Annotated in this window: 18 protein-coding genes; 14 read left to right on the top strand and 4 right to left on the bottom strand. The window is 62.8% G+C overall.

Features of this window, described 5'->3' with window-relative positions; genetic code table 11:
• The first annotated feature begins 5 nt into the window (after positions 1-5).
• Positions 6-2117, top strand: coding sequence for a TonB-dependent siderophore receptor (locus tag HNQ60_RS17525; RefSeq protein WP_184334065.1), 2112 nt, complete (start codon positions 6-8; stop codon positions 2115-2117).
• Between the two features lie 8 nt (positions 2118-2125).
• Positions 2126-4039: an NAD(P)/FAD-dependent oxidoreductase gene (locus tag HNQ60_RS17520; protein ID WP_184334064.1), complete on the top strand. Its 1914-nt coding sequence runs from the start codon at positions 2126-2128 to the stop codon at positions 4037-4039.
• Between the two features lie 86 nt (positions 4040-4125).
• Here the strand turns inward: HNQ60_RS17520 and HNQ60_RS17515 are convergent, their stop codons facing one another.
• The 3 genes from HNQ60_RS17515 to groES form a co-directional block, all read right to left on the bottom strand.
• Entirely contained in the window at positions 4126-7251 is a 3126-nt protein-coding gene (locus HNQ60_RS17515) for a DNA/RNA non-specific endonuclease (protein WP_184334063.1), read from the bottom strand.
• Between the two features lie 272 nt (positions 7252-7523).
• On the bottom strand, positions 7524-9167 hold the full coding sequence (groL, locus tag HNQ60_RS17510; RefSeq protein WP_184334062.1) for a chaperonin GroEL: 1644 nt from the start codon (positions 9165-9167) through the stop codon (positions 7524-7526).
• A gap of 165 nt (positions 9168-9332) precedes the next feature.
• Positions 9333-9623, bottom strand: a complete 291-nt coding sequence (gene groES / locus HNQ60_RS17505; RefSeq protein WP_184334415.1) for a co-chaperone GroES — start codon at positions 9621-9623, stop codon at positions 9333-9335.
• Positions 9624-9847: 224 nt separating this feature from the next.
• Here groES and cutA point away from each other — a divergent pair, with 224 nt between their 5' ends.
• The 12 genes from cutA (at position 9848) to purD (ending at position 22472) form a co-directional block, all read left to right on the top strand.
• On the top strand, positions 9848-10183 hold the full coding sequence (gene cutA / locus HNQ60_RS17500; protein ID WP_184334061.1) for a divalent-cation tolerance protein CutA: 336 nt from the start codon (positions 9848-9850) through the stop codon (positions 10181-10183).
• Entirely contained in the window at positions 10180-12441 is a 2262-nt protein-coding gene (gene dsbD / locus HNQ60_RS17495) for a protein-disulfide reductase DsbD (protein ID WP_184334060.1), read from the top strand. Before cutA ends, dsbD begins: the two co-directional genes overlap by 4 nt.
• Before the next feature lie 10 nt (positions 12442-12451).
• On the top strand, positions 12452-13108 hold the full coding sequence (locus HNQ60_RS17490) for a TlpA family protein disulfide reductase (protein ID WP_184334059.1): 657 nt from the start codon (positions 12452-12454) through the stop codon (positions 13106-13108).
• 261 nt (positions 13109-13369) lie between these two features.
• The gene (gene aroQ / locus HNQ60_RS17485) at positions 13370-13831 is read left to right on the top strand and encodes a type II 3-dehydroquinate dehydratase (protein WP_184334058.1); all 462 of its coding nucleotides are present in this window, start codon (positions 13370-13372) and stop codon (positions 13829-13831) included.
• Between the two features lie 23 nt (positions 13832-13854).
• Complete coding sequence (gene accB / locus HNQ60_RS17480) at positions 13855-14316, top strand: acetyl-CoA carboxylase biotin carboxyl carrier protein (RefSeq protein ID WP_184334057.1); 462 nt, start codon at positions 13855-13857, stop codon at positions 14314-14316.
• A gap of 125 nt (positions 14317-14441) precedes the next feature.
• Entirely contained in the window at positions 14442-15785 is a 1344-nt protein-coding gene (gene accC / locus HNQ60_RS17475; protein ID WP_184334056.1) for an acetyl-CoA carboxylase biotin carboxylase subunit, read from the top strand.
• Positions 15786-15893: 108 nt separating this feature from the next.
• The gene (gene prmA / locus HNQ60_RS17470) at positions 15894-16817 is read left to right on the top strand and encodes a 50S ribosomal protein L11 methyltransferase (protein WP_184334055.1); all 924 of its coding nucleotides are present in this window, start codon (positions 15894-15896) and stop codon (positions 16815-16817) included.
• The gene (locus HNQ60_RS17465) at positions 16811-17890 is read left to right on the top strand and encodes a DUF3426 domain-containing protein (RefSeq protein WP_184334054.1); all 1080 of its coding nucleotides are present in this window, start codon (positions 16811-16813) and stop codon (positions 17888-17890) included. The genes prmA and HNQ60_RS17465 overlap by 7 nt, the downstream gene beginning before the upstream one ends.
• 153 nt (positions 17891-18043) lie before the next feature.
• Positions 18044-19042 carry a tRNA dihydrouridine synthase DusB gene (dusB, locus tag HNQ60_RS17460; protein ID WP_184334053.1) on the top strand — a complete coding sequence of 333 codons (999 nt, stop codon included), beginning with the start codon at positions 18044-18046 and terminating at the stop codon, positions 19040-19042.
• 36 nt (positions 19043-19078) lie between these two features.
• Positions 19079-19369 (top strand): DNA-binding transcriptional regulator Fis, encoded by a 291-nt coding sequence (gene fis / locus HNQ60_RS17455; RefSeq protein WP_184334052.1) that lies wholly within the window; start codon positions 19079-19081, stop codon positions 19367-19369.
• A gap of 99 nt (positions 19370-19468) precedes the next feature.
• Entirely contained in the window at positions 19469-21028 is a 1560-nt protein-coding gene (gene purH / locus HNQ60_RS17450) for a bifunctional phosphoribosylaminoimidazolecarboxamide formyltransferase/IMP cyclohydrolase (RefSeq protein WP_184334051.1), read from the top strand.
• A gap of 154 nt (positions 21029-21182) precedes the next feature.
• Positions 21183-22472 carry a phosphoribosylamine--glycine ligase gene (gene purD, locus HNQ60_RS17445; protein WP_184334050.1) on the top strand — a complete coding sequence of 430 codons (1290 nt, stop codon included), beginning with the start codon at positions 21183-21185 and terminating at the stop codon, positions 22470-22472.
• 82 nt (positions 22473-22554) lie between these two features.
• Here purD and HNQ60_RS17440 read toward each other — a convergent pair whose 3' ends face one another.
• Positions 22555-22875, bottom strand: coding sequence for a DUF7009 family protein (locus tag HNQ60_RS17440; RefSeq protein ID WP_184334049.1), 321 nt, complete (start codon positions 22873-22875; stop codon positions 22555-22557).
• Positions 22876-22886 lie beyond the last annotated feature (11 nt).

The raw sequence follows: 22886 nt of genomic DNA, 5'->3' as shown, positions 1-22886 counted from the left end.
CGGACGTGAGGCCGGGACACTCTTTTGTCTGGATGATGCTGCTCGCAAGGGGAGCTGCGTGCCCAGCCGACGCTGCCGATGACAGCGCGCGCCGCGGCGCGGGGACGATTCTCGATGAGGTCACCGTCGAAGGCACACGCTACCTCACCAAGGCGACGGTCGGCGGCAAGGTCCCGGTGAGCCTGCGTGAGATCCCGAACTCGATCAGCATCGTGACGCAGCAGCGCATCGAAGATCAGGGACTCACGACGGTGGCGGATGCGCTGGCGAACGTCCCTGGCATCACGGTGATCCCGAACGATTCGTCGCAGAGCCAGTACAAGTCACGCGGCTATCCGCTGGCGCTCATGAACGACGGAATCCCCGCCTACAACTCCCTGTCCGGCTATCAGCAGCTCGACCTCGCGATCTATGAGCGCCTGGAGGTACTGCGCGGCCCCGGGGGTGTGCTGCAGGGATCGAGCGATCCCGGCGGTGTTCTGAATCTCGTCAGGAAACGCGGCCGCGACGAATTCGCCGCTGACGCGAGCATGAGCGCGGGCAGCTGGGAGAGCTATCGCGCGACGCTTGATGTGACCGGGCCGCTCAATGCGAATCACAGCGTCCGTGGACGCCTGGTAGGTGCGCACCAGGAACGAGATGAGTTCGTGGATGTAATGCATGCCAGCCGGGCGGTTGGCTATGCGACCGTCGATTGGGACGTGACCGCGGCAACCACACTTAGCGCATCGCTCACGTCGCAGCACTCGCGGACAACCGCGCCTTACATTGGGCTGCCGGCGATGGCGACGGGAGAGCTTCTGGACGTCCCGCGGTCGACACACTCGGCGCCAGACTGGAACCAGCACCGCTGGGAGATCGACGACTATACGTTGGGAGTCACACAGCGCCTCGGCAGCGACTGGACGATGAAGCTCGTCGGCTCTTACCGAACCCAATCGCAGTTCTTTCACGATGGATTTGCGTACGACGGCGTAAGGGCCAGCGACTACACGCTGCCTTACGTTCGGCGCGAATACGACTACGAATACGAGAGAGGGGCGCTCGATCTTTTCTTCTCCGGTCCACTGCAACTCTTCGGGCGCGATCACGCGCTCACGATCGGCTACAACGTGGACAATCTCGATACGCGGTACGGTGGCATCTCGCTTACGAGCCCCAGCGAGGAAATCAGAGTTCCATTCGGTCGACCTGACCTGGTACCCGATTTCGATCTGCCCTACGACGAGGGCGGCCTGACAGAAACGCGACAAAGCGGCGTCTACGCGCTCGGCCGCTTCAGCCTCACCGACGACCTGACACTGGCAACCGGATTGCGCATGAGCAGCTTCGACGTTCGCTCGCGCAACATTCCGCCGGCCGTCGCCAGTGACTGGCGCCAGGGAAATCGCGTGCGCAACGAGATCACGCCGTACGCCGGCGTCGTCTACGACATCAATCGGCAACTCTCGGCGTACGCGAGTTACGCGGATATCTTCGTTCCCCAATCCACCCAGCGGACCGCGGACGGCAGTTCACTGAAGCCGCGCGTGGGCGGTCAGTATGAGGTGGGGCTCAAAGGGGATTTCTTCAACGGCGGACTGAGCGCGTCGGCCGCCGCTTTTCGTCTTCTCGACAACAATCGATCCATGGCGGATCCGGCGAACCCCGGCTTCTTCACGAATGCGGGCGAAGTGGAGTCGAAGGGATGGGAGGTCGAGATTTCCGGCAGCCCCGGGGCAGGATTCGAGCTCCAGGCCGGATACACGCGACTCGACAATGAGTACGTGACAGCCTCACCATCGCAGCAAGGCAGGCCGTTCGATCTTCTCGAACCGAAGCACGCGTGGCGCTTCTGGGCGCTTCGCCGATTCAACGAGCATCGAGCCGCGGGGCTGACGATCGGCCTGGGCTTCAATGCCCAAAGCGAAGTCTCGGTCGATCCGCGCCGTGCGCAGCCTGGCTACGCGGTCGTCAACGCGCTCATCGGCTATCGCGTCAACGAACATGCGTCGATCAATCTGAATGTGCAGAATCTGCTCGATGAGGTGTACTACGCGCGGCTGGGCGGCACCAACACCTACAATACGTACGGTCCACCACTCAGCTACTCGTTGACTGTGCGCGCAACTTTCTGAAGACGACGATGCCAGAGCGCTCCGACAAGACCTTGGGCATGCATCGCGTGATTGCGCGACGCGATTTCCTGCAAGGCGCTGCGATTGGTGTTGGCGGCTGGCTCGCAGGCGGTCTCTCGCCTGAGCTCCTCGCTGCAACCGAGTCGCTTTCGGAACAGGATCGCGCTGGCTACTACCCTCCGGCGCGGATGGGATTGCGCGGCAGTCACCCGGGATCGTTCGAGTCCGCACACCTGTTACGCGACACGTCGCGAGTGGACGAAACCACAGCGATCGACACACGCGAGACTTACGATCTCATCGTCGTCGGTGCCGGCATCAGCGGTCTCGCGGCAGCGCACTACTTTCACGCCAACGCACCGCGCGGCGCGCGTGTCCTCGTGCTCGACAATCACGACGACTTCGGCGGCCACGCGAAGCGCAACGAATTCCGCGTCAATGGCCGCACGCACCTGATGAACGGCGGCACGTTGATGATCGAGAGTCCGCGTCCCTACGGAGCTGTCGCCGCTGACCTGATGAGAACATTGGGTGTCGACGCGAAGGCCCTGGATGAGGGTTGCACGAAGGGCGACTTCTACGACTCGCTCGGCCTGCATCCCGGCGTCTTCTTCGACCGCGAAACTTTCGGCACGGATCGACTCGTCGCCCGCAAGGGCGAGGATCGTGCCGCAACCGCCGCCTATCTTGCGCAAGCGCCCCTGAGCGAAGCAGTACGCCGCGACATCCTGCGGATCGAACATGGCGAGCAGGACTATTTCCCTGGACTGACATCCGCGCAGAAGAAAGATCGTCTGTCGCGCATGTCCTACGAGCGCTACCTGCTCGATATCGTGAAGGCAGACCCCGGTGTTCTGCCCTACTACCTGCATGCGACGGACGGGTGGTGGGGCTGCGGCATCGACGCGATCTCCGCGCTCGACTGCTGGGGCACATGGTATCCGGGCTTTCAGGGACTCGACCTCGAATCCGGATCGACTCGTCGAATGGGCTTCACGCCCTCGGGCTTCGCCGACACCGGCGGCTCCGGCACCTTTCACTATCCGGACGGCAACGCGTCGATCGCGCGGCTGCTCGTTCGCAGATTGATTCCGGGCTCGATCGCCGGGCGCGATGCGCGTGACATCGTTACTGCAACGGCGGACTACTCGAAGCTCGACCGCCCGGACAACCGGACCCGCATTCGCCTGAACAGCACGGCACTGCGAGTTCGCAACGAAGGAAACGGCGTTGCGGCGCTCTATTCGCGCGACGGCAAGCTCCTCAAGGCACGAGCGAGCCACTGCGTGCTCGCGTGCTGGAACATGATGATTCCGTATCTGTGCCCGGAACTGCCGGCAGCGCAGAAGGCGGCACTCCATCAGCTGATCAAGACACCGCTGGTCTATGCGAGCGTCGCGCTTCGCAACTGGCGTGCCTTTCACAAGCTCGGCGTCCACCGCATCGACTCGCCCGGCGGCTACTTCTCCAGCATCGAACTGAACGAAGCGGTCGAGATCGGCGGCTATAGGACGGTGACGACGCCCGATGAACCCATCCTCATCCGGATGGTACGGACGCCGGCGCAGTACGGACTGCCCGAGCGTGAGCAGCACAGGGCGGGTCGCGCCGAGTTGTTGGCTACGCCGTTCGAAACGTTTGAACGAAATATTCGCGACCAGCTCGGGCGTGCGTTGTCAGCCGGCGGATTCGATCCGGCGCGCGATATCGAAGGCATTGCCGTCAATCGCTGGCCGCATGGCTACGCACCGGAGTACAACTGCCTGGTCGATGGCGACACGCCGCCCGATCGATTGCCCAATATCGCGGGGCGAAAGCGGTTCGGCCGCATTGCGATTGCGAACTCGGATTCGGCGATGGCGGCGTATACCGATGCGGCGATCGAGCAGGCGCATCGGGCGGTGAAGGAGCTGCTGGGGTAAAGGCACGTCATTCCCGCGAAAGCGGGAATCCATTCGGCCTCACCGGATGGACTCCCGCGTTCGCGGGAGTGACGATATTAGCCAAGTCACCCCGCTGCCGAAATCACTTGCCTGATCGCCGCCTTCAGCGCCGTTACATCCGACGCCTGCAGCGGCGTGAGCAGGACGAGCACATCGATCTGCACGAGCACCGCACGCAACGTCACGACGGCGAGCTTCGTGTTGCCGTTCGCCAGCAGGCGTTCGGCCAGCGTCAGTTGCGCCTTGAGAGAAGCTCCGGCGGCGTTCGCGATCTTGCCTGCAGCGACAAGCTCATCGATCAGCGCCTTAGCCGCCGTGAGCTGCGACGGTACTTGCTCGGTCACTGTCACCGTCTGCGTGCGTGACGATGAACCCTCACCGTCCGAGATCGTTACCGTCACCGTATAAACACCCGCGGTCGAATACACATGCGAACCGCTGAACGTCCGCGCCGCAAGCTGTGTCTGCAGCGACGGGCTTCCGTCACCCCAATCGATGGTCGCCGTCCACGAATCCGCGCCCGGATCGGTGAATGAGCCATTGACGCTGTAAGTCTCGCCCGCCACCAGCGTCGCGCCGGCAAAGTCATTCACGGTCGGCGCAATGTTGTTCACCGTGATGGATGCGGAAACCGTCGTCGTCAGGCCATCGTTATCGGTGAGCAGCACGCTGACCGTGTATGACCCGCTCTGAGCGAACGTATGCGTGACATCCGAGCCGCTCGCCGTCACGCCGTCGCCGAAGCTCCACTCATAGCTCACGATGCTGCCGTTGGGGTCGAGCGAACCGGCCGCAGTGAATGCAATTGCATCGCCCTCGGAAGATGTCGAGGGCCCGGCAACGTTCCCGATCGGCGGCTGCGTGTTGCTCTCGACGGCGATCTCGACGTCATCCGGGAGCAGCGCGAGCAGGTCGTAGCCCGTGAGCAGTTCGATCGCATCGACCGTGGTCTGATACGTCTGCCACGGAGTGTTGCGAATGCCGGGTTCGTTCGGCATGTTCACTGCGATCACCTGCACATCGCGGTAATCGACGACATCCGCGAGACCCTGATTGCGCGGCATGATCACCGCAACCTTCCACGTCCGCTCTGGAATCACCACGCGGCCTTCGTTCTTCAGCGTGCCGCGATTTCCCGCGACGCCCGCGATGATGTAGACCTCACGATCCTGGAATCGCGCGAAGTCACCGAGTTCGTTCTCGAGAATCGCCCACGGTCCCTGATTCTGATCCGCAGCCTGCGGCACGATGTTGGTGAAGTAGTAGGTCACCGCGTTGTCGAGGCTGCCGGTCGTCCGATCGAACGATCGCGCCATGTGACCGCGATCGATGCCGTAGCCGTGGAAGGCACCGGAGTCTGTGTAGTCCGCGGTGCTGAGACGAGTGAAGGAGGACGGCAGTGCCGGGTCCGAAGTGAAGCAATCGCAACGATCTTCCGCGCCGAAGTGCGTCGCATCGAGATCGTAGCTCACCCAGTTCGGGGTACCGCGATTCGGGTTGTACGACGCCGTGTACTGCGGATAGCGCACGATGAAGTCGTCACTCGGGTCGCCGTCCTGCGGTTCGCCGAACTCTGCGTTACCAGCGTATTCAGCAGTCGTCCCTGCAACCGCGACGCGAGCAGGCAGCGAGTACGTTGCAGTCGTCACGCCATCCGCTGCCGTTGCGCGAACGATCGCGGTCCCTTCCGCCAACGCCCTCATCACGCCACGCGCATCGACGCTCGCAATCGCCGGTGTCTCCGAAGTCCAGGTGATCGTCGTCGGCACAACGACGTTGTTGCCATCGCGCACTGTTGCAAAGAGCTGATCCTCGAAGCCCACTGGCAGCGCGGGATCGCCGGGATTACGTCCGGAAAAACTGATCGTGTTGCCGGGAGGCGGACCGCCATTGCCGATGCACGCACCGAACGTCGAGGCTGCGGGCTGCCACTGGTTCGCGGCATTTCGCTGCAGCGACTGACCGATCGGCGCATTGGTCTGACTTGCGACGATGTCGGTCGACGTCATGCCGGCCGCGGGGCCGTTCGTCGCCGGGAAGGCGCCTTCGTAGGAAAGGAACTCGACGACTGCGCCCGTTGCGTCAACCAGCGCGATGCCGTCGGGGCTGCCGTTCTGCAAGCCGTCCTGCGGATACGTCACGACGAAGACGCCGCGATCATCGCAAGTTGCCGGAAGCGCCCCGCTCAATGTCGTCGTGTTGTAGGAAGCGCCGCCGTTGCCGTTGTAGAGCACGATGCTGTAACCCGCGATGCTTGCGCCCGCCGGGCCTTCGATCTCGATTGATTCGCCGGCGTCAGTGCCGACGTTGTCGTAGTGAATCTCGTTGATCCGGATGTCGGATGTGCCGGTCGGCGGCGGATTCACTTGCAGCGCTGCCGTGCCAGCAATGCCGTTGGGGGCAGTCGCAGTGATCGTGACCGAGCCTTGGACCACGCCAGTCGCGACGCCGGTCGCCGAGACAGTCGCGACGGTGGCATCCGAGGTGACCCACGTGAATGTCGTTCCGGGAACAACGCCGCCTTCAGCATCGAGCGCGGTCGCGGTAAACGCGAACGTCGCGCCAACGATCACCGAACCGCTGACCGGCGCAACACTGACGGTGGCAACTTCGGCGGGCGGTTCAACGGTGCCATCGTCGTTGCACGCGCCGAAGGTGGACGCTGCGGGACCGGCCCACACACCGGAAGCATTGCGGGAGAGCGAGAGTCCGACGGGCTCGGTGCCGAGCTCGCGAACGCCGATGTCGGTGGAGACCAACCCTGTTGCAGGTCCATTGGTCGCGGCGATGACGCCTTCATAAGAAAGGAACTCGACGACCGCGCCCGTCGCATCGACGAGTGCGACCGCGTCCGGCGAACTCGTATCGGTCGCTCCCGTACCACCGTTCTGAATGCCGTTGGTCGCGTAGTTGAGGACGACCACGCCGCGCGAGTTGCACGTTGCGGAGATCGGACCGCTCAGCGCGCGCGTGTCGTACGTCACTCCGCCGTTGCCGTTATAGAGAACGACTTGCCAGCCAGTGACGTCGGTACCGGCGGGACCGGAGATCTCGATCGCTTCGCCGCTGTCGGTACCGGTGTTGTCGTAGTGGATTTCGCTGATGCGAACGTCGGGCACCTGTGCCGCGACCTGATACGCAGTGAGCGATGCGAATGCGAGCAGGAGTCCGGAGAGGATTCTGGTTAGCACAGGCCAACTCCCTTTGAAGAGTGCATTTCTCGATGGGTATCGAGAATACCGGCGGCCAGTGAAAGGAATCCACCACCCCGAAGGGCTGTCATCAGAAATTCATCGGAGTGCTTCGCGCGCGGCCGGTCAGCCACTGTGAGTCGCGAGCCGAATCGAGCGGGCACCAGTCGAGATAGCGCTGACTGCCGCCCAAAAAAGAAAGCCCCGCTTGCGCGGGGCTTTCCGGGTCCCTTCTGGCTAGTGGCTCGCCGCTAGCGGCTCGCCGCTTCCCGTTACATATCCATTCCGCCCATGCCACCCATGCCGCCCGGGGCGCCATGAGCGTGGTCACCTTCTTCCTTCGGAGCCTCGGCGATCATCACCTCGGTCGTCAGGAGCAGGCCGGCGACCGAAGCTGCGTTCTGCAGCGCCAGGCGCGTGACCTTGGTCGGATCCAGGATGCCCAGATCGAGCATGTCGCCGTAGCTGCTGGTCGCAGCGTTGTAGCCGAACGTGCCCTTGCCTTCCTTCACCTTCGCGAGCACCACAGCGGCGTCTTCGCCGGCGTTGGTGACGATCTGGCGCAGCGGCTCTTCGATCGAGCGGGCGAGGATGCGGATGCCGAACGCCTGGTCTTCGTTCTTGGCTTCGAGCTTCTCGACAGCCTTCTGAGCGCGGATCAGGGCGACGCCGCCGCCAGGCACCACGCCTTCTTCAACGGCGGCACGGGTTGCGTGCAGCGCGTCTTCGACGCGGGCCTTCTTTTCCTTCATTTCGATCTCGGTCGCGGCACCGACCTTGATCACGGCGACACCGCCGGAGAGCTTCGCAACGCGCTCCTGCAGCTTCTCCTTGTCGTAGTCGGAGGTCGCTTCTTCGATCTGCTTGCGGATCTGCTCGACGCGAGCCTTGATCTCGCTGTTCTTGCCCTTGCCGTCGATGATCGTGCTGTTTTCCTTCTCGACGACGATCTTCTTCGCTTCGCCGAGGTCGTTCAGCGTCGCCTTCTCGAGCGACAGGCCGACTTCCTCGGAGATCACGGTGCCGCCGGTCAGCACGGCGATGTCCTGCAGCATGGCCTTGCGGCGATCGCCGAAGCCCGGAGCCTTGACGGCAGCAACCTTCACGATGCCGCGGATGGTGTTCACGACGAGCGTCGCGAGCGCCTCGCCTTCGACATCTTCAGCGACGATCAGCAGCGGACGGCCGGCCTTCGCGATGCCTTCGAGCAGCGGCAGCATTTCGCGGACGTTGGAGATCTTCTTCTCGTACAGGAGGATGTACGGGCTGTCGAGCTCGGCCGTCTGGTTCTGCTGGTTGTTGATGAAGTAAGGCGAGAGGTAGCCGCGGTCGAACTGCATGCCTTCGACGACGTCGAGCTCGTTCTGCAGGCCCGAGCCTTCTTCGACGGTGATCACGCCTTCCTTACCGACCTTCTCCATCGCGTCGGCAATCGTCTTGCCGATCGATTCGTCGGAGTTCGCGGAGATCGTGCCGACCTGCGCGATGGCCTTCTGGTCCTTGCAGGGCTTGGAGAGCTTCTTCAGCTCTTCGACAGCAGCAACGACGCCGGCGTCGATGCCGCGCTTGAGGTCCATCGGGTTGGCGCCGGCGGCGACAGCCTTGAGACCTTCGCGAACGATCGCCTGCGCGAGCACGGTGGCGGTGGTCGTACCGTCGCCGGCTTCATCGGAGGTGTTGGAAGCGACTTCCTTCACCATCTGCGCGCCCATGTTCTCGAACTTGTCCTTGAGCTCGATTTCCTTCGCAACCGACACACCGTCCTTCGTGACGGTGGGGGCGCCGAAGCTCTTCTCGAGCACGGCATTGCGGCCCTTGGGACCGAGCGTCGCCTTGACGGCGTTCGCCAGGATGTTCACACCCTTGAGCATGCGCGCGCGGGCGTCATCGCTGAAACGTACTTCTTTAGCAGCCATTTGAGTTCAACCTCTGATTCAGAAATCTATGGATCGGCGCAGGTCACGTCGTGGCGTCGTTCCATCTCTCCGTCATTCCCGCGAAAGCGGGAATCCAGGAGCCGGATGGATCCCCGCGTTCGCGGGGACGACGTCACATGCGTCGCATAGCGACGCTTCGTGACGTCACTTCTCGATGACGGCCATCACGTCTTCTTCGCGCATGACGAGAAGCTCTTCGCCGTCGACCTTCACTTCCGTGCCGCTGTACTTGCCGAACAGGATGTTGTCGCCGACCTTGACGTCGAGCGCGCGCACTTCGCCGTTCTCGAGGATCTTGCCCTTACCGACGGCGACGACCTTGCCCTTGATGGGCTTTTCGGTCGCCGAATCCGGGATCACGATGCCGCCCGGGGAGGTGCGCTCTTCATCGAGGCGCTTGATGATCACGCGATCGTGCAACGGACGAATTTTCAGCTTGTCAGCCATAACTCAAACCTCGAGTAAGGTCGGATAGGAAAAAACCGATTTGGGATGGTGCAGGGCGCGCCGTGGGCCAGAGCGGCGTTAGCACTCACCTGCGACGGGTGCTAATAATAGGGGGCAACTGTTTAATTTCAAGCCGCGTTTGCGTGGGCCATCGGTGACACCACGGAGGCCGAGCCGCTACCCTCGTACCCGGTTCCTGGTGGCTTAACCCAATGACTGATCAGGTAATTCTCGCACTGTCGACCTGCCCGGACGAGGCCACCGCGAAGCAGATCGCCGAAGCGCTGGTCACCGAAAGACTCGCCACCTGCGTCAACCGGGTCCCTGGGGTACGCTCGACTTATGTCTGGAAGGGCTCGCTTCAGGACGATGCCGAGGTCCTGCTCCTGATCAAGACGACGTCTGCCCGGTTACGTGAACTTGAGGCACGGCTCACCGCCCTGCACCCCTACGAGCTTCCAGAATTCGCTGTCCTGCCCGTCGGCGGCGGGAACGAACGATATCTGGAGTGGGTCCGATTGGGCGTTGCGGATAAGGACGAGAAATGAGTTTGCGACGAGCAATGAGCTTTGAGCTGGTAGCCAGAATGCTTGCGGTTCTGCTGACCCTGGGTATCGGCGCGTCCGCGTGGGCGAAGGACGAATTTCTTCCGCCGACCCAGGCCTATAAATACTCCACGCGCGTGGAGAACGACCAGCTGATCGTCACCTGGAATATCGAGAAGGGGTACTACCTCTATAAGAAGAAGATGGGCGTCGCCTCGACCATGGGAACGGTCCAGCTCGGTGAGCCTCTGTGGCCCAAGGGCGAATCGCACAGCGATGAGTACTTCGGCGAACAGGAAATCTATCGCGGCAAGGTCGACATCCCGGTTCCCGTTACTTTTCATGGCGGCCGACCGCCGAAGCTCGCCTTCGAATTGAAGCTGCAGGGCTGCGCGGATGCAGGCCTGTGCTACCCGCCGCAGAAATGGGCGGCCGAAGCGATCGTTCCCGCGGCCGCGGCTGTCGCCGCCACCAGCAACGACCTGCGCTCATTCCTCAAGCCGAAGGGCAACACCCAGGATGATTTCCTGCCGCCGGACGAGGCCTTCAAGTTCGGCGCCGGCATGGAGCGACCGGATTCCGTGGCACTGACCTGGATCATCGCCGAGGGCTACTACCTCTATAAGCACCGCATCTCCGTCACGACCGACTCGACGCAGGTCCAGCTCGGCCAGCCCGTGCTGCCGAAGGGCAAGCCCAAGCACGATGAGTTCTTCGGCGACACCGAGGTCTACTACGAAGTCCTGGAAGCGAGCCTTCCTGTTGCGCGCGCCGCCGGATCGACGGGCACACTCACGCTGAACGTTACGTATCAGGGCTGTGCCGAAGACGGGCTCTGCTACAACCCGATCACGAAGACGGTGTCGCTCGAGCTTCCCCCGACGGATGTCGCGACGGAATTGCCGGAAGCAGCGGCGCCTTCCGCGTCGGCTGGCAGCGGCGCTCCGGTTGCTGAACAGGATCGCCTCGCGGCCGCTCTGGCCGGGGGCAATCTCGCATACGCACTGCTGACGTTCTTCGGCGCGGGACTGCTGCTTTCACTGACTCCGTGCGTGTTGCCGATGATTCCGATCCTCTCCGGCATCATCGTCGGTCAGGGCGAAAACGTAACGCGTCGTCGCAGCTTCGCCCTGGCATTCACGTATGTGCAAGGGATGGCGCTTACTTACGCCGCAGCGGGCGCGATCTTCGTGCTCGCATTCAAGCAGGCGCCGCAGGCGTTCTTCCAGCAGCCGTGGATCATCACGTTGATGGTCCTGCTGTTCACTGCACTCGCGCTCGCGATGTTCGGCGCGTACACGCTGCAACTGCCCGCCTCGATGCAGACGCGCCTCACTGACGTGAGCAATCGACAAAAGTCGGGCACGTACATCGGCACGTTCATCATGGGCGCACTGTCTGCGCTGGTGGTTACTGCCTGCGTTGCCCCGGCAATCATTGCGGCGCTCTCGGTGATCAGTCAGTCACGCGAGATCATGCGTGGCGCGCTCGCTCTCTACGCCACCGGCCTTGGCATGGGCGTGCCCTTGCTGATCGTCGGCGCCTCCGCGGGGACTCTGCTCCCGAAGGCGGGGCCGTGGATGGACACCGTCAAGCAACTCTTCGGCGTGCTGTTCCTCGGCGTTGCGATCTACCTCGCTCAGCCTCTGCTGCCCGACACGCTCACGATGCTGCTGTGGTCCGCACTGGCCGCGATCTCAGGCTTCTGGATCTTCTCGCTGAAGGGTCGAAGCGGCGCACCGATCGCCGCACCGGTTCGCGCGGTCGGCCTGATGTCGCTCGTCTACGGCATCCTGTTGCTGATCGGCGCGGCTTCGGGCAGTCACGATCCGCTGCAACCGCTCAGCCATCTGCGCGGAGTCAGTGGCGCGACGGCGGCCGAGCAACATGGCATCGCATTCCAGCGCATCAAGACCGTCGCCGATCTGGATCGACAGGTGGCCGCGGCCCAAGCAGCCGGTAAGCCCGTCATGCTCGATTTCTACGCGGACTGGTGTGTGTCATGCAAAGAGATGGAGAAGTACACGTTCACCAATACCGGGGTGCAGGCCGCACTGGCCAACGCAGTGCTGCTGCAAGCTGACGTTACTGCGAATGACGATGCCGACAAGGCCCTGCTCGCCCGCTTCGAGATTTTCGGCCCGCCCACCATCGCCTTCTTCGACCACGCCGGGGTCGAACTCAAGAACTTCAGGCTGGTAGGATTCGTGCCCGCCGAGCGCTTCCGCGACCATGTCGCAGCAGCGTTCGGAGCGACTTAAAGAGGTCGAAGTGAAGGCAGTCATTTACGGTGCCGTTGCGGTCGTGGCCGCGGCGGTGGGATTCGGAATCTATCGCTACGCGCTGGCGCCCCACGCCCCCGTCGCCCCAGTCGAACAAGCCGCAGGCCCTGCTAGCGAACCGGCCACGCCCGAACCCGCTGCGATCCCGGCCAACCTGCCGGATTTCTCGCTGCAGGACCGGGAAGGCAACCTGCGGTCGATCCGCAGCTGGCAGGGAAAATCGATGATCGTGAACTTCTGGGCGACCTGGTGCGCGCCCTGCCGTCGCGAAATCCCCTTGCTCAAGGAAATCCAGAAGACCCAGGGCGGCAACGGCTTCCAGGTGGTCGGCGTCGCGGTCGATTTCCGTGAAGATGTGCTGAAGTACGCCGGCGAGATCGGCATCGACTATCCGATCCTGATCGGCGAACAGGACGGGCTCGACGCGGTAACGAGCTTCGGGATGGGCTCTCTCGGATTCCCCTTCACGGTGTTCACCGACAACCAGGGCCGGATCGTGCTGACCCACCTGGGCGAGCTGACGCAACCCCAGTCCGTAATCATGATCGACGCGGTAAACCGGGTGAACCGGGGTGAACTGACGCCGGACGCCGCCCGGGCCGTTGCAGCGGGACAACTCGAAGAGATCAAGGCGCCCGAGGCCTGATCAGGCGTCGATCCGGTCGCGATCCGCCGTCCAGCGAACCGCTTTTCTCCGCTGATTCCGCACTTCAGATAGCGCAAACGGCCTGCGATCCGCAGTCCGGTGGCTGCCGATCCCGGTGGCAGTTGTTGCGGATTTGCCCTGAATCGGCAACTGTCAAGTGCCGGTGTTGCCGCGAAAGCATCGCTAAAGCATTGGAAAACTGATACAACTCGCCGCCATCTCCGGCTAAGTAACTTATCGAGTCCGCGTCCGAAACGGCTTATGGCCCATCTGTTGCTCCTGAACGGCCCCAATCTGAACCTGCTCGGCACCCGCGAGCCGGGACTCTATGGGGCGATCACGCTGGCCCAGATCACGGCCCGGCTGACGCAGCTGGCTGCAGAGGCAGGACATCACCTGTCGGCTTTCCAGAGCAATTCGGAAGCGGAGCTGATCACGCAGATTCACGAGGCTCCGGGCACACACGTGGCGTTCATCATCTTCAATCCCGCGGCATTGACGCACACGAGCATCGCTCTGCGCGACGCGCTGCTCGGGGTGAAGATCCCGTTCATCGAAGTGCACCTGAGCAACGTCCAGGCGAGGGAGCCCTTCCGGCATCACTCGTATTTCTCCGACATCGCTGTCGGCACCATCACCGGCCTCGGCGCGGTTGGATATGAGCTGGCGCTGCGCGCCGCGGCTCACCATCTCACCCAGAGCGCCGCTCCGGCCCGCAAGTAGGAAAAGAACAAAGAGGACATCGCATGGATATCCGCAAAGTAAAGAAGCTCATCGAACTGCTCGAAGAATCCGGCATCGCTGAAATCGAGATCAGCGAAGGCGAAGAGTCGGTCCGCATCAGCCGGTATCCCCCGGGTGGTGCAGCACCGGCGCCGATCGTGCACTACGCCGCCCCGCCTGCTGCCCCGATTGCAGCCGCACCCGTAGCCGCTGCGGCTCCGGCCGCCGCCGCACCCGCCGCGGCGCGTAACGATCACACGGTCACCGCACCGATGGTCGGCACCTTCTACTCGGCACCCACGCCCGGCGCGAAGTCCTTCGTGGACATCGGCAGCGAAGTGAATGTCGGCGACACGCTCTGCATCATCGAAGCCATGAAGATGATGAACCAGATCGAGTCCGACAAGGCCGGCCGCGTGACCGGAGTGCTGGTGAAGAACGGCGAACCGGTCGAGTTCGGCCAGCCCCTCTTCATCATCGAATAGCGAGGAAGCCGCGAGCGACGAGCTGCGAGCAGGAATTCCGGCTCATCGCTCATCGCTCGTAGCTCACAGCCAGCTGCACAGGGCCAACGAACCGCCCGCATTTCGCCCTACCTCAAGAACATCCAATGTTAGAAAAAGTCGTCATCGCCAATCGCGGCGAAATCGCGCTTCGCATCCTGCGAGCGTGCCGCGAGCTCGGCATCAAGACGGTGGCCGTGCATTCGACGGCCGATTTCAACCAGAAGCACGTGCTGCTCGCGGATGAATCGGTGTGCATCGGACCGCCGGCGTCCAAGGACAGTTACCTGAACATGCCGGCGATCATCAGCGCCGCCGAAGTCACCGACTCGGTCGCGATCCATCCCGGTTATGGCTTCCTCTCCGAGAACGCGGATTTCGCGGAGCGCGTGGAGAAGAGCGGTTTCATCTTCGTCGGCCCGAAGCCCGAAACCATCCGCATGATGGGAGACAAGGTTTCGGCGATCCGCGTGATGAAGGCAGCCGGCGTGCCGTGCGTACCGGGTTCGGATGGTCCGCTCGGCACCGATCCGGATGAAACATTCCGCATTGCGCGCGAGATCGGCTACCCGGTCATCATCAAGGCCTCAGGCGGCGGCGGTGGCCGCGGCATGCGCGTCGTGCACAGCGATGCGACGCTGATCAACGCCATCAATGTGACGCAGGCGGAAGCTCAGGCAGCCTTCGGGAATCCCGAGGTCTACATGGAGAAATTCCTCGAGAAGCCGCGCCACATCGAGATCCAGGTTCTCGCCGACCACTACGGCAACGTCATTCACCTCGGCGAACGCGATTGCTCGTTGCAGCGCCGTCACCAGAAAGTGATCGAAGAAGCGCCCGCTCCGGGCATTTCGCCGAAGCAGCGCAAGGCGATCGGCGATCGCTGTATCGCAGCCTGCCGCGACGTCGGCTACCGCGGCGCCGGCACGCTGGAGTTCCTGTTCCAGGACAACGAGTTCTACTTCATCGAGATGAACACGCGCGTGCAGGTGGAACACCCTGTCACCGAGCTCGTGACGGGCATCGACATCGTGAAGGCGCAGCTGCGCATCGCCGCCGGTGAGCAACTGCCCTGGACGCAGAACGACATCACCATTCGCGGCCATGCGATCGAATGCCGCATCAATGCGGAAGACCCGAAGGGATTCATTCCGTCGCCCGGCCCCGTGAAGCTCTTCCACCCGCCCGGCGGTCCCGGCATCCGCGTCGACAGCCATCTCTACAGCGGCTACGTCGTGCCGCCGTTCTATGACTCGATGATCGGCAAGATCATCGCTTACGGCGAAGACCGCGACACCGCGATCGCCCGCATGAAGAACGCGCTGTCGGAAATGGTCATCGAAGGCATCAAGACCAACATCCCGCTGCACCAGGAAATCTTCAACCACGCCGCGTTCAAGGCGGGTGGGTTGGACATTCACTACCTGGAGCGGCGACTCGGGATCAAATGAAAGGAGAAGCGGTTGGCGGTTGGCGGTTAGCGGTTAGTTCGGACCCGGAGGGCAAGGCACCCTTCTGAACTATCCGCTAGCCGCCAACCGCCAACCGCTTCATCCGTCATGCCCTTCCTGCAACTAACCTTGTGCGTCGGTTCCGCCGACCCCGAGCCATTCGAAGATGCGCTGCTCGGCGCGGGCGCGTTGTCGATCACGCTCGAAGACGCTGAAGACAATCCCGTTCTGGAACCGGCCCCAGGGACCACGCCGCTGTGGCCCAGTGTACGGATCAAGGCGTTGTTCGACATTGCCTCGGATCCCCTGGTCATCGAAGCGCTGCTTCAGGCTCAGTTGCCGGCCGCATTGCCGGAACTCGCGTTCGAGCGACTCGACGATCGCCCGTGGGAACGCGAGTGGCTGAAGGATTTCCGTCCGATGCGATTCGGACAACGCCTCTGGATCTGCCCGGACGGTCAGCGCCCTGACACAACCGCGTCTTGCGGCTCACAGCTCACAGCTCACAGCTCATCGCCCGTCTTCATCGACCTCGACCCCGGCCTCGCCTTCGGCACTGGCACTCATCCCACGACGGCGCTGTGCCTCACCTGGCTCGACGGCGCGGAACTGCATGGCAAGACGGTGATCGACTATGGCTGCGGCTCGGGGATTCTCGCCATCGGCGCGCTCAAGCTGGGCGCGGCATCGGCACTCGCAGTCGATATCGATCCGCAGGCGATCATCGCGACGAAAGAGAACGCTGCGCGCAACGATGTTGCCGATCGCATGGAGGCCTGCACGGTCGCCGAAATGGATGCGCGGCCCGCGGACGTGGTGCTGGCGAACATTCTCGCTGAGCCGCTCATGACGCTCGCCGCGGCGCTCGCGACGCTCGTGAAGCCCGGCGGCAGGATCGTGCTCTCAGGGTTGTTGACGGAACAAGCAACGCAAGTGGCGGCCCAGTACGCCACATGGTTTCATATCGCTCCCGTGAGCGTGCGCGATGGGTGGGCACGCATCGACGGGACCCGAAAGGAAACCGCTTGCTGACCCAGTGCCCCAGTTGCCAGACCACGTTTCGCATCACCAGCGAAATCCTGCGCGTCGCGCATGGTCAGGTGCGCTGCGGACGCTGCCATACCCAGTTCGATGCGCTCGAGCGGCTCGTCGAGGAACAGGACTACGAAGAGACGAGCTCCGGCCGGTTCGTGAAACCCACGCCGCCGACGCAGATCGAGGTCGAAGAGCCGCAGGAACAGGAAGACATCACGCTCGAAGGCCGCCACATCGAAATCACCGGCACCTATCGGGTCATGGACGATCCGGATCAGCCGGAGGTGCGCCAGGAAGTCACGGAGGAATGGGTCGAGATCGACGATCTGGACCACGAAGAGCGCGCGCCCGCCGATACGGACGGCATCGAAGTCGATGAAGGCGAGCTACGCGCCGAAGACGAGGCGATCTTCGAGCAGTCGCAGGAAATCATCGAAGACGAAGAATCCGAACACGACCGCTTCGCGCGCCGACTGGCGGATCAGCGCGACAGAACCGCGCAGGCCGAAGCATCCGAGGAAGAGCTCGAAGGCATCGCCCAGCGACGCGGGCCAGGCACGGCACTCGTGTGGAAGCTGCTCCCGGTACCGCTGGTACTGCTGCTCGTCGTGCAGATCATCAACCACTATCGCGCCGATCTTTCTCGTCATCCCGGCATCGGCTCCGCCGTCGTCAGCGTCTACAACGCGCTGGGCATCGAGCTGACCCCCGGCTGGGAGCTGCACTCTTACGAAATCAAGCAGTGGGGTGTCCTCTCCGATCCCACTCATCCGGGCACATTGAAGGTCCGCGCAAGCATCACGAATCGCGCGGGTTTCCCGCAGCCCTACCCGCTCCTCAAACTGGTGCTCGAGGATCGCTGGGGCGACCAGGTGCGCGCCCGCGAGTTCGAACCGGCGGAGTATCTCGACCCCGGCACTGCATCGAATCGCCTCCTCACGCCCAACGACCCCATCAACGCCACCATCGCGATCGTGGACCCGGGACCTGATGCGGAAGGGTTCCGTTTCGACGTGTGCCTGAAGGGGAAGGCGCCGGCGCCGGTGTGTGCTGGGGAGATACCACAGTAGGAGGGCTGGGAAGCTGCGAGCGACGAGCGGCGAGCCGGAACGGGGGCGCCTGACCGAACAGGCCTTGCCTCAAAGACAGGCCACCGCGGGTTCGATACCATCTTTTGTCTGGCCCACCGCTCGCAGCTCACCGCTCATAGCTTGTTTCCCCCCATGTTCCTCGGCCCCTACCAACTCCCCAACAACCTCGCTCTCGCCCCCATGGCCGGCGTGACCGATCTGCCGTTCCGGTTGTTGTGCCGACGCATGGGCGCGGGAATTGCTGCTGGAGAAATGCTCACTTGCGATGTGCGTTTGTGGCACACCGAGAAATCGCGTCGTCGCATGGACCACAGCGGCGAAGCGGAGCCGCGTGTCGTGCAGATCGCGGGCGGTGATCCGCAGATGATGGTCGAGGCTGCACAGCGCAACGTCGAAGCGGGCGCGCAGATCATCGATCTCAACATGGGCTGTCCCGCCAAGAAGGTGTGCAACAAGGCAGCGGGCTCCGCGCTGATGCGAGATGAAGTCCTCGTGCGACAGATCCTCGAAGCGGTTGTCAAGTCGGTAACAGTGCCGGTGACACTGAAGATGCGTACAGGATGGGACGCGACTCAGAAGAATGCTGTATCGATTGCGCGCATGGCGCAGGACATCGGCATTCAGGCACTTGCAGTGCACGGGCGCACGCGCGCGTGCATGTATCAGGGAAATGCCGAATACGAAACGATTCGCGCCGTCAAAGAAAGCGTTGCGATTCCCGTTTTTGCCAATGGCGACATCGACTCGCCGCACAAGGCGAAGTTTGTACTTGAACAAACCGGTGCAGATGGCTTGATGATCGGACGCAGCGCACAAGGACGTCCGTGGATCTTTCGCGAGATCGAGTCTTATCTGCGCGATGGAATCGTATTGCCCGAGCCTTCCATCACGGAAGTACGTGATATCATGCTCGCCCATTTGCGCGACCTGCATGCCTTCTATGGGGAAGACGCCGGAGTCCGGGTCGCGCGCAAACACATCGATTGGTATGCGAAGGGCCGCGCAACTGCGCACGCCTTGCGACATGCCTTGATGCAGGCGACAGACGCGCGATCACAACTCGATCAGGCCCGGGCGTACTTCGATGCGCTCGCGGATGCTGAGGGGAAACTGCTGAACGACGCGGCCTGACTCCTGCAGTTCCTGGAACGTACTGGCGGAGAGCCCATGGCCCCGAAGAAAAAAACGAGAGCTCGAAGAGAGCCCATTGCCAGACCCGCTTCGCGTGCCGTCCCCCTGCGCACGATGACCGCCGAAGCCCTGAATTCCTACTTCGAATCCCTGAACGGCCACAAGCCCGGCCAGCTCTACGATCTGGTCCTGCGTGAAGTCGAAGAACCGCTGTTCAAAGCCGTGCTCGATTACGCAGCAGGCAACCAGAGCCGCGCCGCGGATATTCTCGGCATCAATCGCGGGACGCTCAGGAAGAAGTTGAAGACTTACGGGCTTGCGAACTGAACGTTCGCGGGCCGTGACGATGATTCCATCCCGAAGCCGCGCTCGCTGCTGCGAGATTCTCCTTAGCCGTCACTGGTCACTCGTCACACGTCACCCTCAATGACAACTCCCATTCGCCGCGCCCTCCTCTCGGTCTCCAACAAAGATGGTCTCGTCGACTTCGCCCGGGCGCTGCATCGGCGCGGTGTGGTGATTCTCTCTACGGGAGGTACCGCTTCGCTGCTGGAGACGAACGGCGTGCCGGTGACTGAGGTTTCCGCGCACACCGGCTTTCCCGAGATCATGGATGGACGTGTCAAGACGCTGCATCCGAAGATTCATGGCGGACTGCTCGGCCGTCGCGGTGTCGACGAAGCAGTCATGCAAGCACACGGCATCGAAGCCATCGATCTGCTGGTCGTGAATCTCTATCCGTTCGCGGCCACGATCGCGAAACCCGACTGCACGTTCGAGGACGCAATCGAGAACATCGATATCGGCGGGCCGGCAATGGTTCGCGCCGCAGCCAAGAATCATGATCGCGTCGCAGTGGTCGTCGATCCGCTCGACTACGCCGCAATCACCGAAGAGATCTCCGCGAACGGCGGTGTCTCCGGGACGACTCGCAAGAAGCTCGCGGCCAAGGCGTTCGCTCACACAGCTACGTACGACTCGGCAGTCGCAAGCTATCTCGGCCGCGTCACGGAAAGCGCGTCGGCAGAATTCCCGCAGTCGCTCGCGCTGCATTTCCGCAAGCGCATGGATCTGCGTTACGGCGAGAATCCTCATCAGAGCGGTGCGTTCTACACAGTCGCTGACGCACAGGGCTCCAGCATCGGCAGCGCGACGCAGCTGCAGGGCAAGGTTCTCTCCTACAACAACATCGCCGACGGCGACACCGCCTTCGAATGCGTACGCCAGTTCGATGAGCCGGCTTGCGTCATCGTCAAACACGCGAACCCTTGTGGCGTCGCTATCGCAGCCGACACGCTCGCTGCGTACGACAAGGCATTCAAGACCGATCCGACTTCCGCGTTCGGCGGCATCATCGCGTTCAATCGTCCGCTGACGGCCACCACGGCTCGCGCCATCGTCGAACGCCAGTTCGTCGAACTGATCATCGCGCCTGAAGTGGAAGCCGAAGCGCTCGAGGTTTGCGCACGCAAGGAAAATGTCCGCGTGCTGTCGACCGGCGGCATGAAGCCGAGCAACATTCGCCACGAATACCGCAGCGTCAACGGCGGACTGCTCGTCCAGACGCGCGATGAAGGCATGATCACCAGGGCGGATCTGAAGATCGTGACGAAGCGGCAGCCCACGCCCGCGGAACTCGAAGACCTGCTGTTCGCCTGGCGCGTGTGCAAATACGTCAAGTCGAACGCCATCATTTACGCCAGGGATCGCCTCACGCTCGGCATCGGCGCAGGCCAGATGAGCCGCGTCGTTTCGAGCCGCATCGCAGCCATGAAGGCCAAGGACGAAGGCCTCGAAGTGGCCGGCGCCGTCATGGCCTCCGACGCCTTCTTCCCGTTCCGCGACGGCCTCGACGTCGCCGCCGAATTCGGCATCAAAGCCGTCATCCAGCCCGGCGGCTCGATGCGCGACAACGAAGTCATCGCCGCCGCCGACGAACACGGCATGGCGATGGTGCTGACGGGGATGAGGCACTTCCGACACTAGCGTCGGAGAGAAGCGGTTAGCGGTTGGCGGTTAGCGGTTAGTTCAGACCGGACCGGAAGGCGCTGCTGCACGAACCAGCTGATCGGTGATCCATCATGTGTCGATTCCGAACTAACCGCCAACCGCTAACCGCTAACCGCTTCAGGACTCGCATATGCGAGTCCTGATCATTGGTTCCGGCGGTCGCGAGCACGCGCTCGCGTGGAAGGTCGCTCAGGCTGCGCGAGTCGAACAGGTTTTCGTCGCGCCTGGCAATGCGGGCACTGCGACGGAGCCACGGGTTCGCAATGTCGAGATTGCGGTGGATGACATTCCAGCGCTCGTCGATTTCGCGAAGGCGGAGAACATCGATCTGACGATCGTCGGGCCGGAGGCGCCGCTGGTACTCGGTGTGACGGACGCGTTCGAATCCGCGGGCTTGAGGTGCTTCGGGCCACGCAAGATGGCTGCGAGGCTTGAAGGTTCGAAGGCGTTTACGAAGGACTTCCTGACGCGCCATCGCGTTCCCACTGCGGCATTCGCGACGTTTACGAAATCGAACTTCGATCCCGCGTGGGTGCGCGCGCAGCGTGCGCCGCTCGTTGTGAAGGCGGACGGGCTCGCGGCGGGCAAGGGTGTGATCATCTGCGCGACGACTGAAGAGGCCGTGCAGAGTGCCCAGGCGATGTTCGACGGGCAGTTCGGGACCGCCGGTGACAAAGTCGTCATCGAGGAATTCCTCGAAGGCGAGGAAGCCAGCTTCATCGCCATCGTGAGCGGCACCGACATTCTTCCGCTCGCGACCTCACAGGATCACAAGCGGCGCGACGACGGCGACCAGGGCCCCAACACGGGCGGCATGGGCGCGTACTCGCCCGCTCCCGTCGTCACGCCTGAAATCCACGCACGCGTCATGCGCGAAGTCATGGAGCCGACGGTGCGCGGCCTGGTGAGCGACGGCACGCCGTACTTCGGTTTTCTCTATGCGGGACTGATGATTGCGGCCGACGGCACGCCCAACGTGCTCGAGTTCAACTGCCGCTTCGGCGATCCTGAAACACAGCCGATCATGATGCGACTGAAATCGGATCTGACGGAGCTTTGCGAGGCAGCGCTGGATCAGCGACTGCGCCAAGTCGAAGCGTATTGGGACGATCGCGCAGCCGTTGGCGTTGTGCTCGCGGCTGGCGGCTACCCGGACACGATTCGCAAAGGCGATGTCATCAACGGCCTCGATGCCGCTGCATCACTGCCTGGCAAGGTTTTCCACGGCGGCACGAAGCTCGTCGGCAAAGATGTGACCACGAGCGGCGGTCGCGTTCTTTGCGCCGTGGGCCTCGGCAAGACTGTGTACGAATCGCAGCAAGCTGCTTACGCGCTGGCCGATCGCATTCACTGGGATGGGATTCAGTATCGCCGCGACATCGGCTATCGGGCGATCGAGAGGGAGAAGGCCGGGAGCTAGTGCCCTTCGTCATTCCCGCGCAAGCGGGAATCCATCTTTCCATCGGATGGACTCCCGCTTTCGCGGGAGTGACGGAAGGAACTCACCGATCCTTGACGTCGACTTCGAAACTCACGGCGACCTCATCGCCGTTCGGCAGCTCGAACGATTTCTCGAGCCCATCTCGACTCGGCAGAGACTCAGAGAGCCCTTGGAGCTCCGCGCGGGGAATCGCGATCCACAGTCCCGTCGGATCGCTGTCGAGCGTCCAGTCGCCGACGGCAGCGGGACGAACATTCACTCGAAAGACGTGATTGCGCGGCAGCGCCACTTCCAGAGTGACTGCGCGCGATGAGAGCAGCGTCTGCAGTTCCACCTTGCTCGCCCTGACGCGGATCGAACCTTCTGCGAGCCTGACGTTCATCGCACCCCCGG

Source organism: Povalibacter uvarum, from assembly GCF_014202975.1.
Taxonomy (GTDB): domain Bacteria; phylum Pseudomonadota; class Gammaproteobacteria; order Steroidobacterales; family Steroidobacteraceae; genus Steroidobacter; species Steroidobacter uvarum.
The sequence above is the reverse complement of the archived record's forward strand: the minus strand, read 5'-3'. Positions and strand labels throughout refer to the sequence as shown.

What these genes read in the sequence shown, in the direction of transcription:
- fis (WP_184334052.1), top strand. Translation starts at nt 19,079, where the DNA reads ATGGCCCCGAAGAAAAAAACGAGAGCTCGAAGAGAGCCCATTGCCAGA.
- dsbD (WP_184334060.1), top strand. Translation starts at nt 10,180, where the DNA reads ATGAGTTTGCGACGAGCAATGAGCTTTGAGCTGGTAGCCAGAATGCTT.
- prmA (WP_184334055.1), top strand. Translation starts at nt 15,894, where the DNA reads ATGCCCTTCCTGCAACTAACCTTGTGCGTCGGTTCCGCCGACCCCGAG.
- groL (WP_184334062.1), bottom strand. Translation starts at nt 9,167, where the DNA reads ATGGCTGCTAAAGAAGTACGTTTCAGCGATGACGCCCGCGCGCGCATG.
- purD (WP_184334050.1), top strand. Translation starts at nt 21,183, where the DNA reads ATGCGAGTCCTGATCATTGGTTCCGGCGGTCGCGAGCACGCGCTCGCG.
- cutA (WP_184334061.1), top strand. Translation starts at nt 9,848, where the DNA reads ATGACTGATCAGGTAATTCTCGCACTGTCGACCTGCCCGGACGAGGCC.
- HNQ60_RS17440 (WP_184334049.1), bottom strand. Translation starts at nt 22,875, where the DNA reads ATGAACGTCAGGCTCGCAGAAGGTTCGATCCGCGTCAGGGCGAGCAAG.
- aroQ (WP_184334058.1), top strand. Translation starts at nt 13,370, where the DNA reads ATGGCCCATCTGTTGCTCCTGAACGGCCCCAATCTGAACCTGCTCGGC.
- dusB (WP_184334053.1), top strand. Translation starts at nt 18,044, where the DNA reads ATGTTCCTCGGCCCCTACCAACTCCCCAACAACCTCGCTCTCGCCCCC.
- accC (WP_184334056.1), top strand. Translation starts at nt 14,442, where the DNA reads ATGTTAGAAAAAGTCGTCATCGCCAATCGCGGCGAAATCGCGCTTCGC.
- purH (WP_184334051.1), top strand. Translation starts at nt 19,469, where the DNA reads ATGACAACTCCCATTCGCCGCGCCCTCCTCTCGGTCTCCAACAAAGAT.
- accB (WP_184334057.1), top strand. Translation starts at nt 13,855, where the DNA reads ATGGATATCCGCAAAGTAAAGAAGCTCATCGAACTGCTCGAAGAATCC.
- HNQ60_RS17520 (WP_184334064.1), top strand. Translation starts at nt 2,126, where the DNA reads ATGCCAGAGCGCTCCGACAAGACCTTGGGCATGCATCGCGTGATTGCG.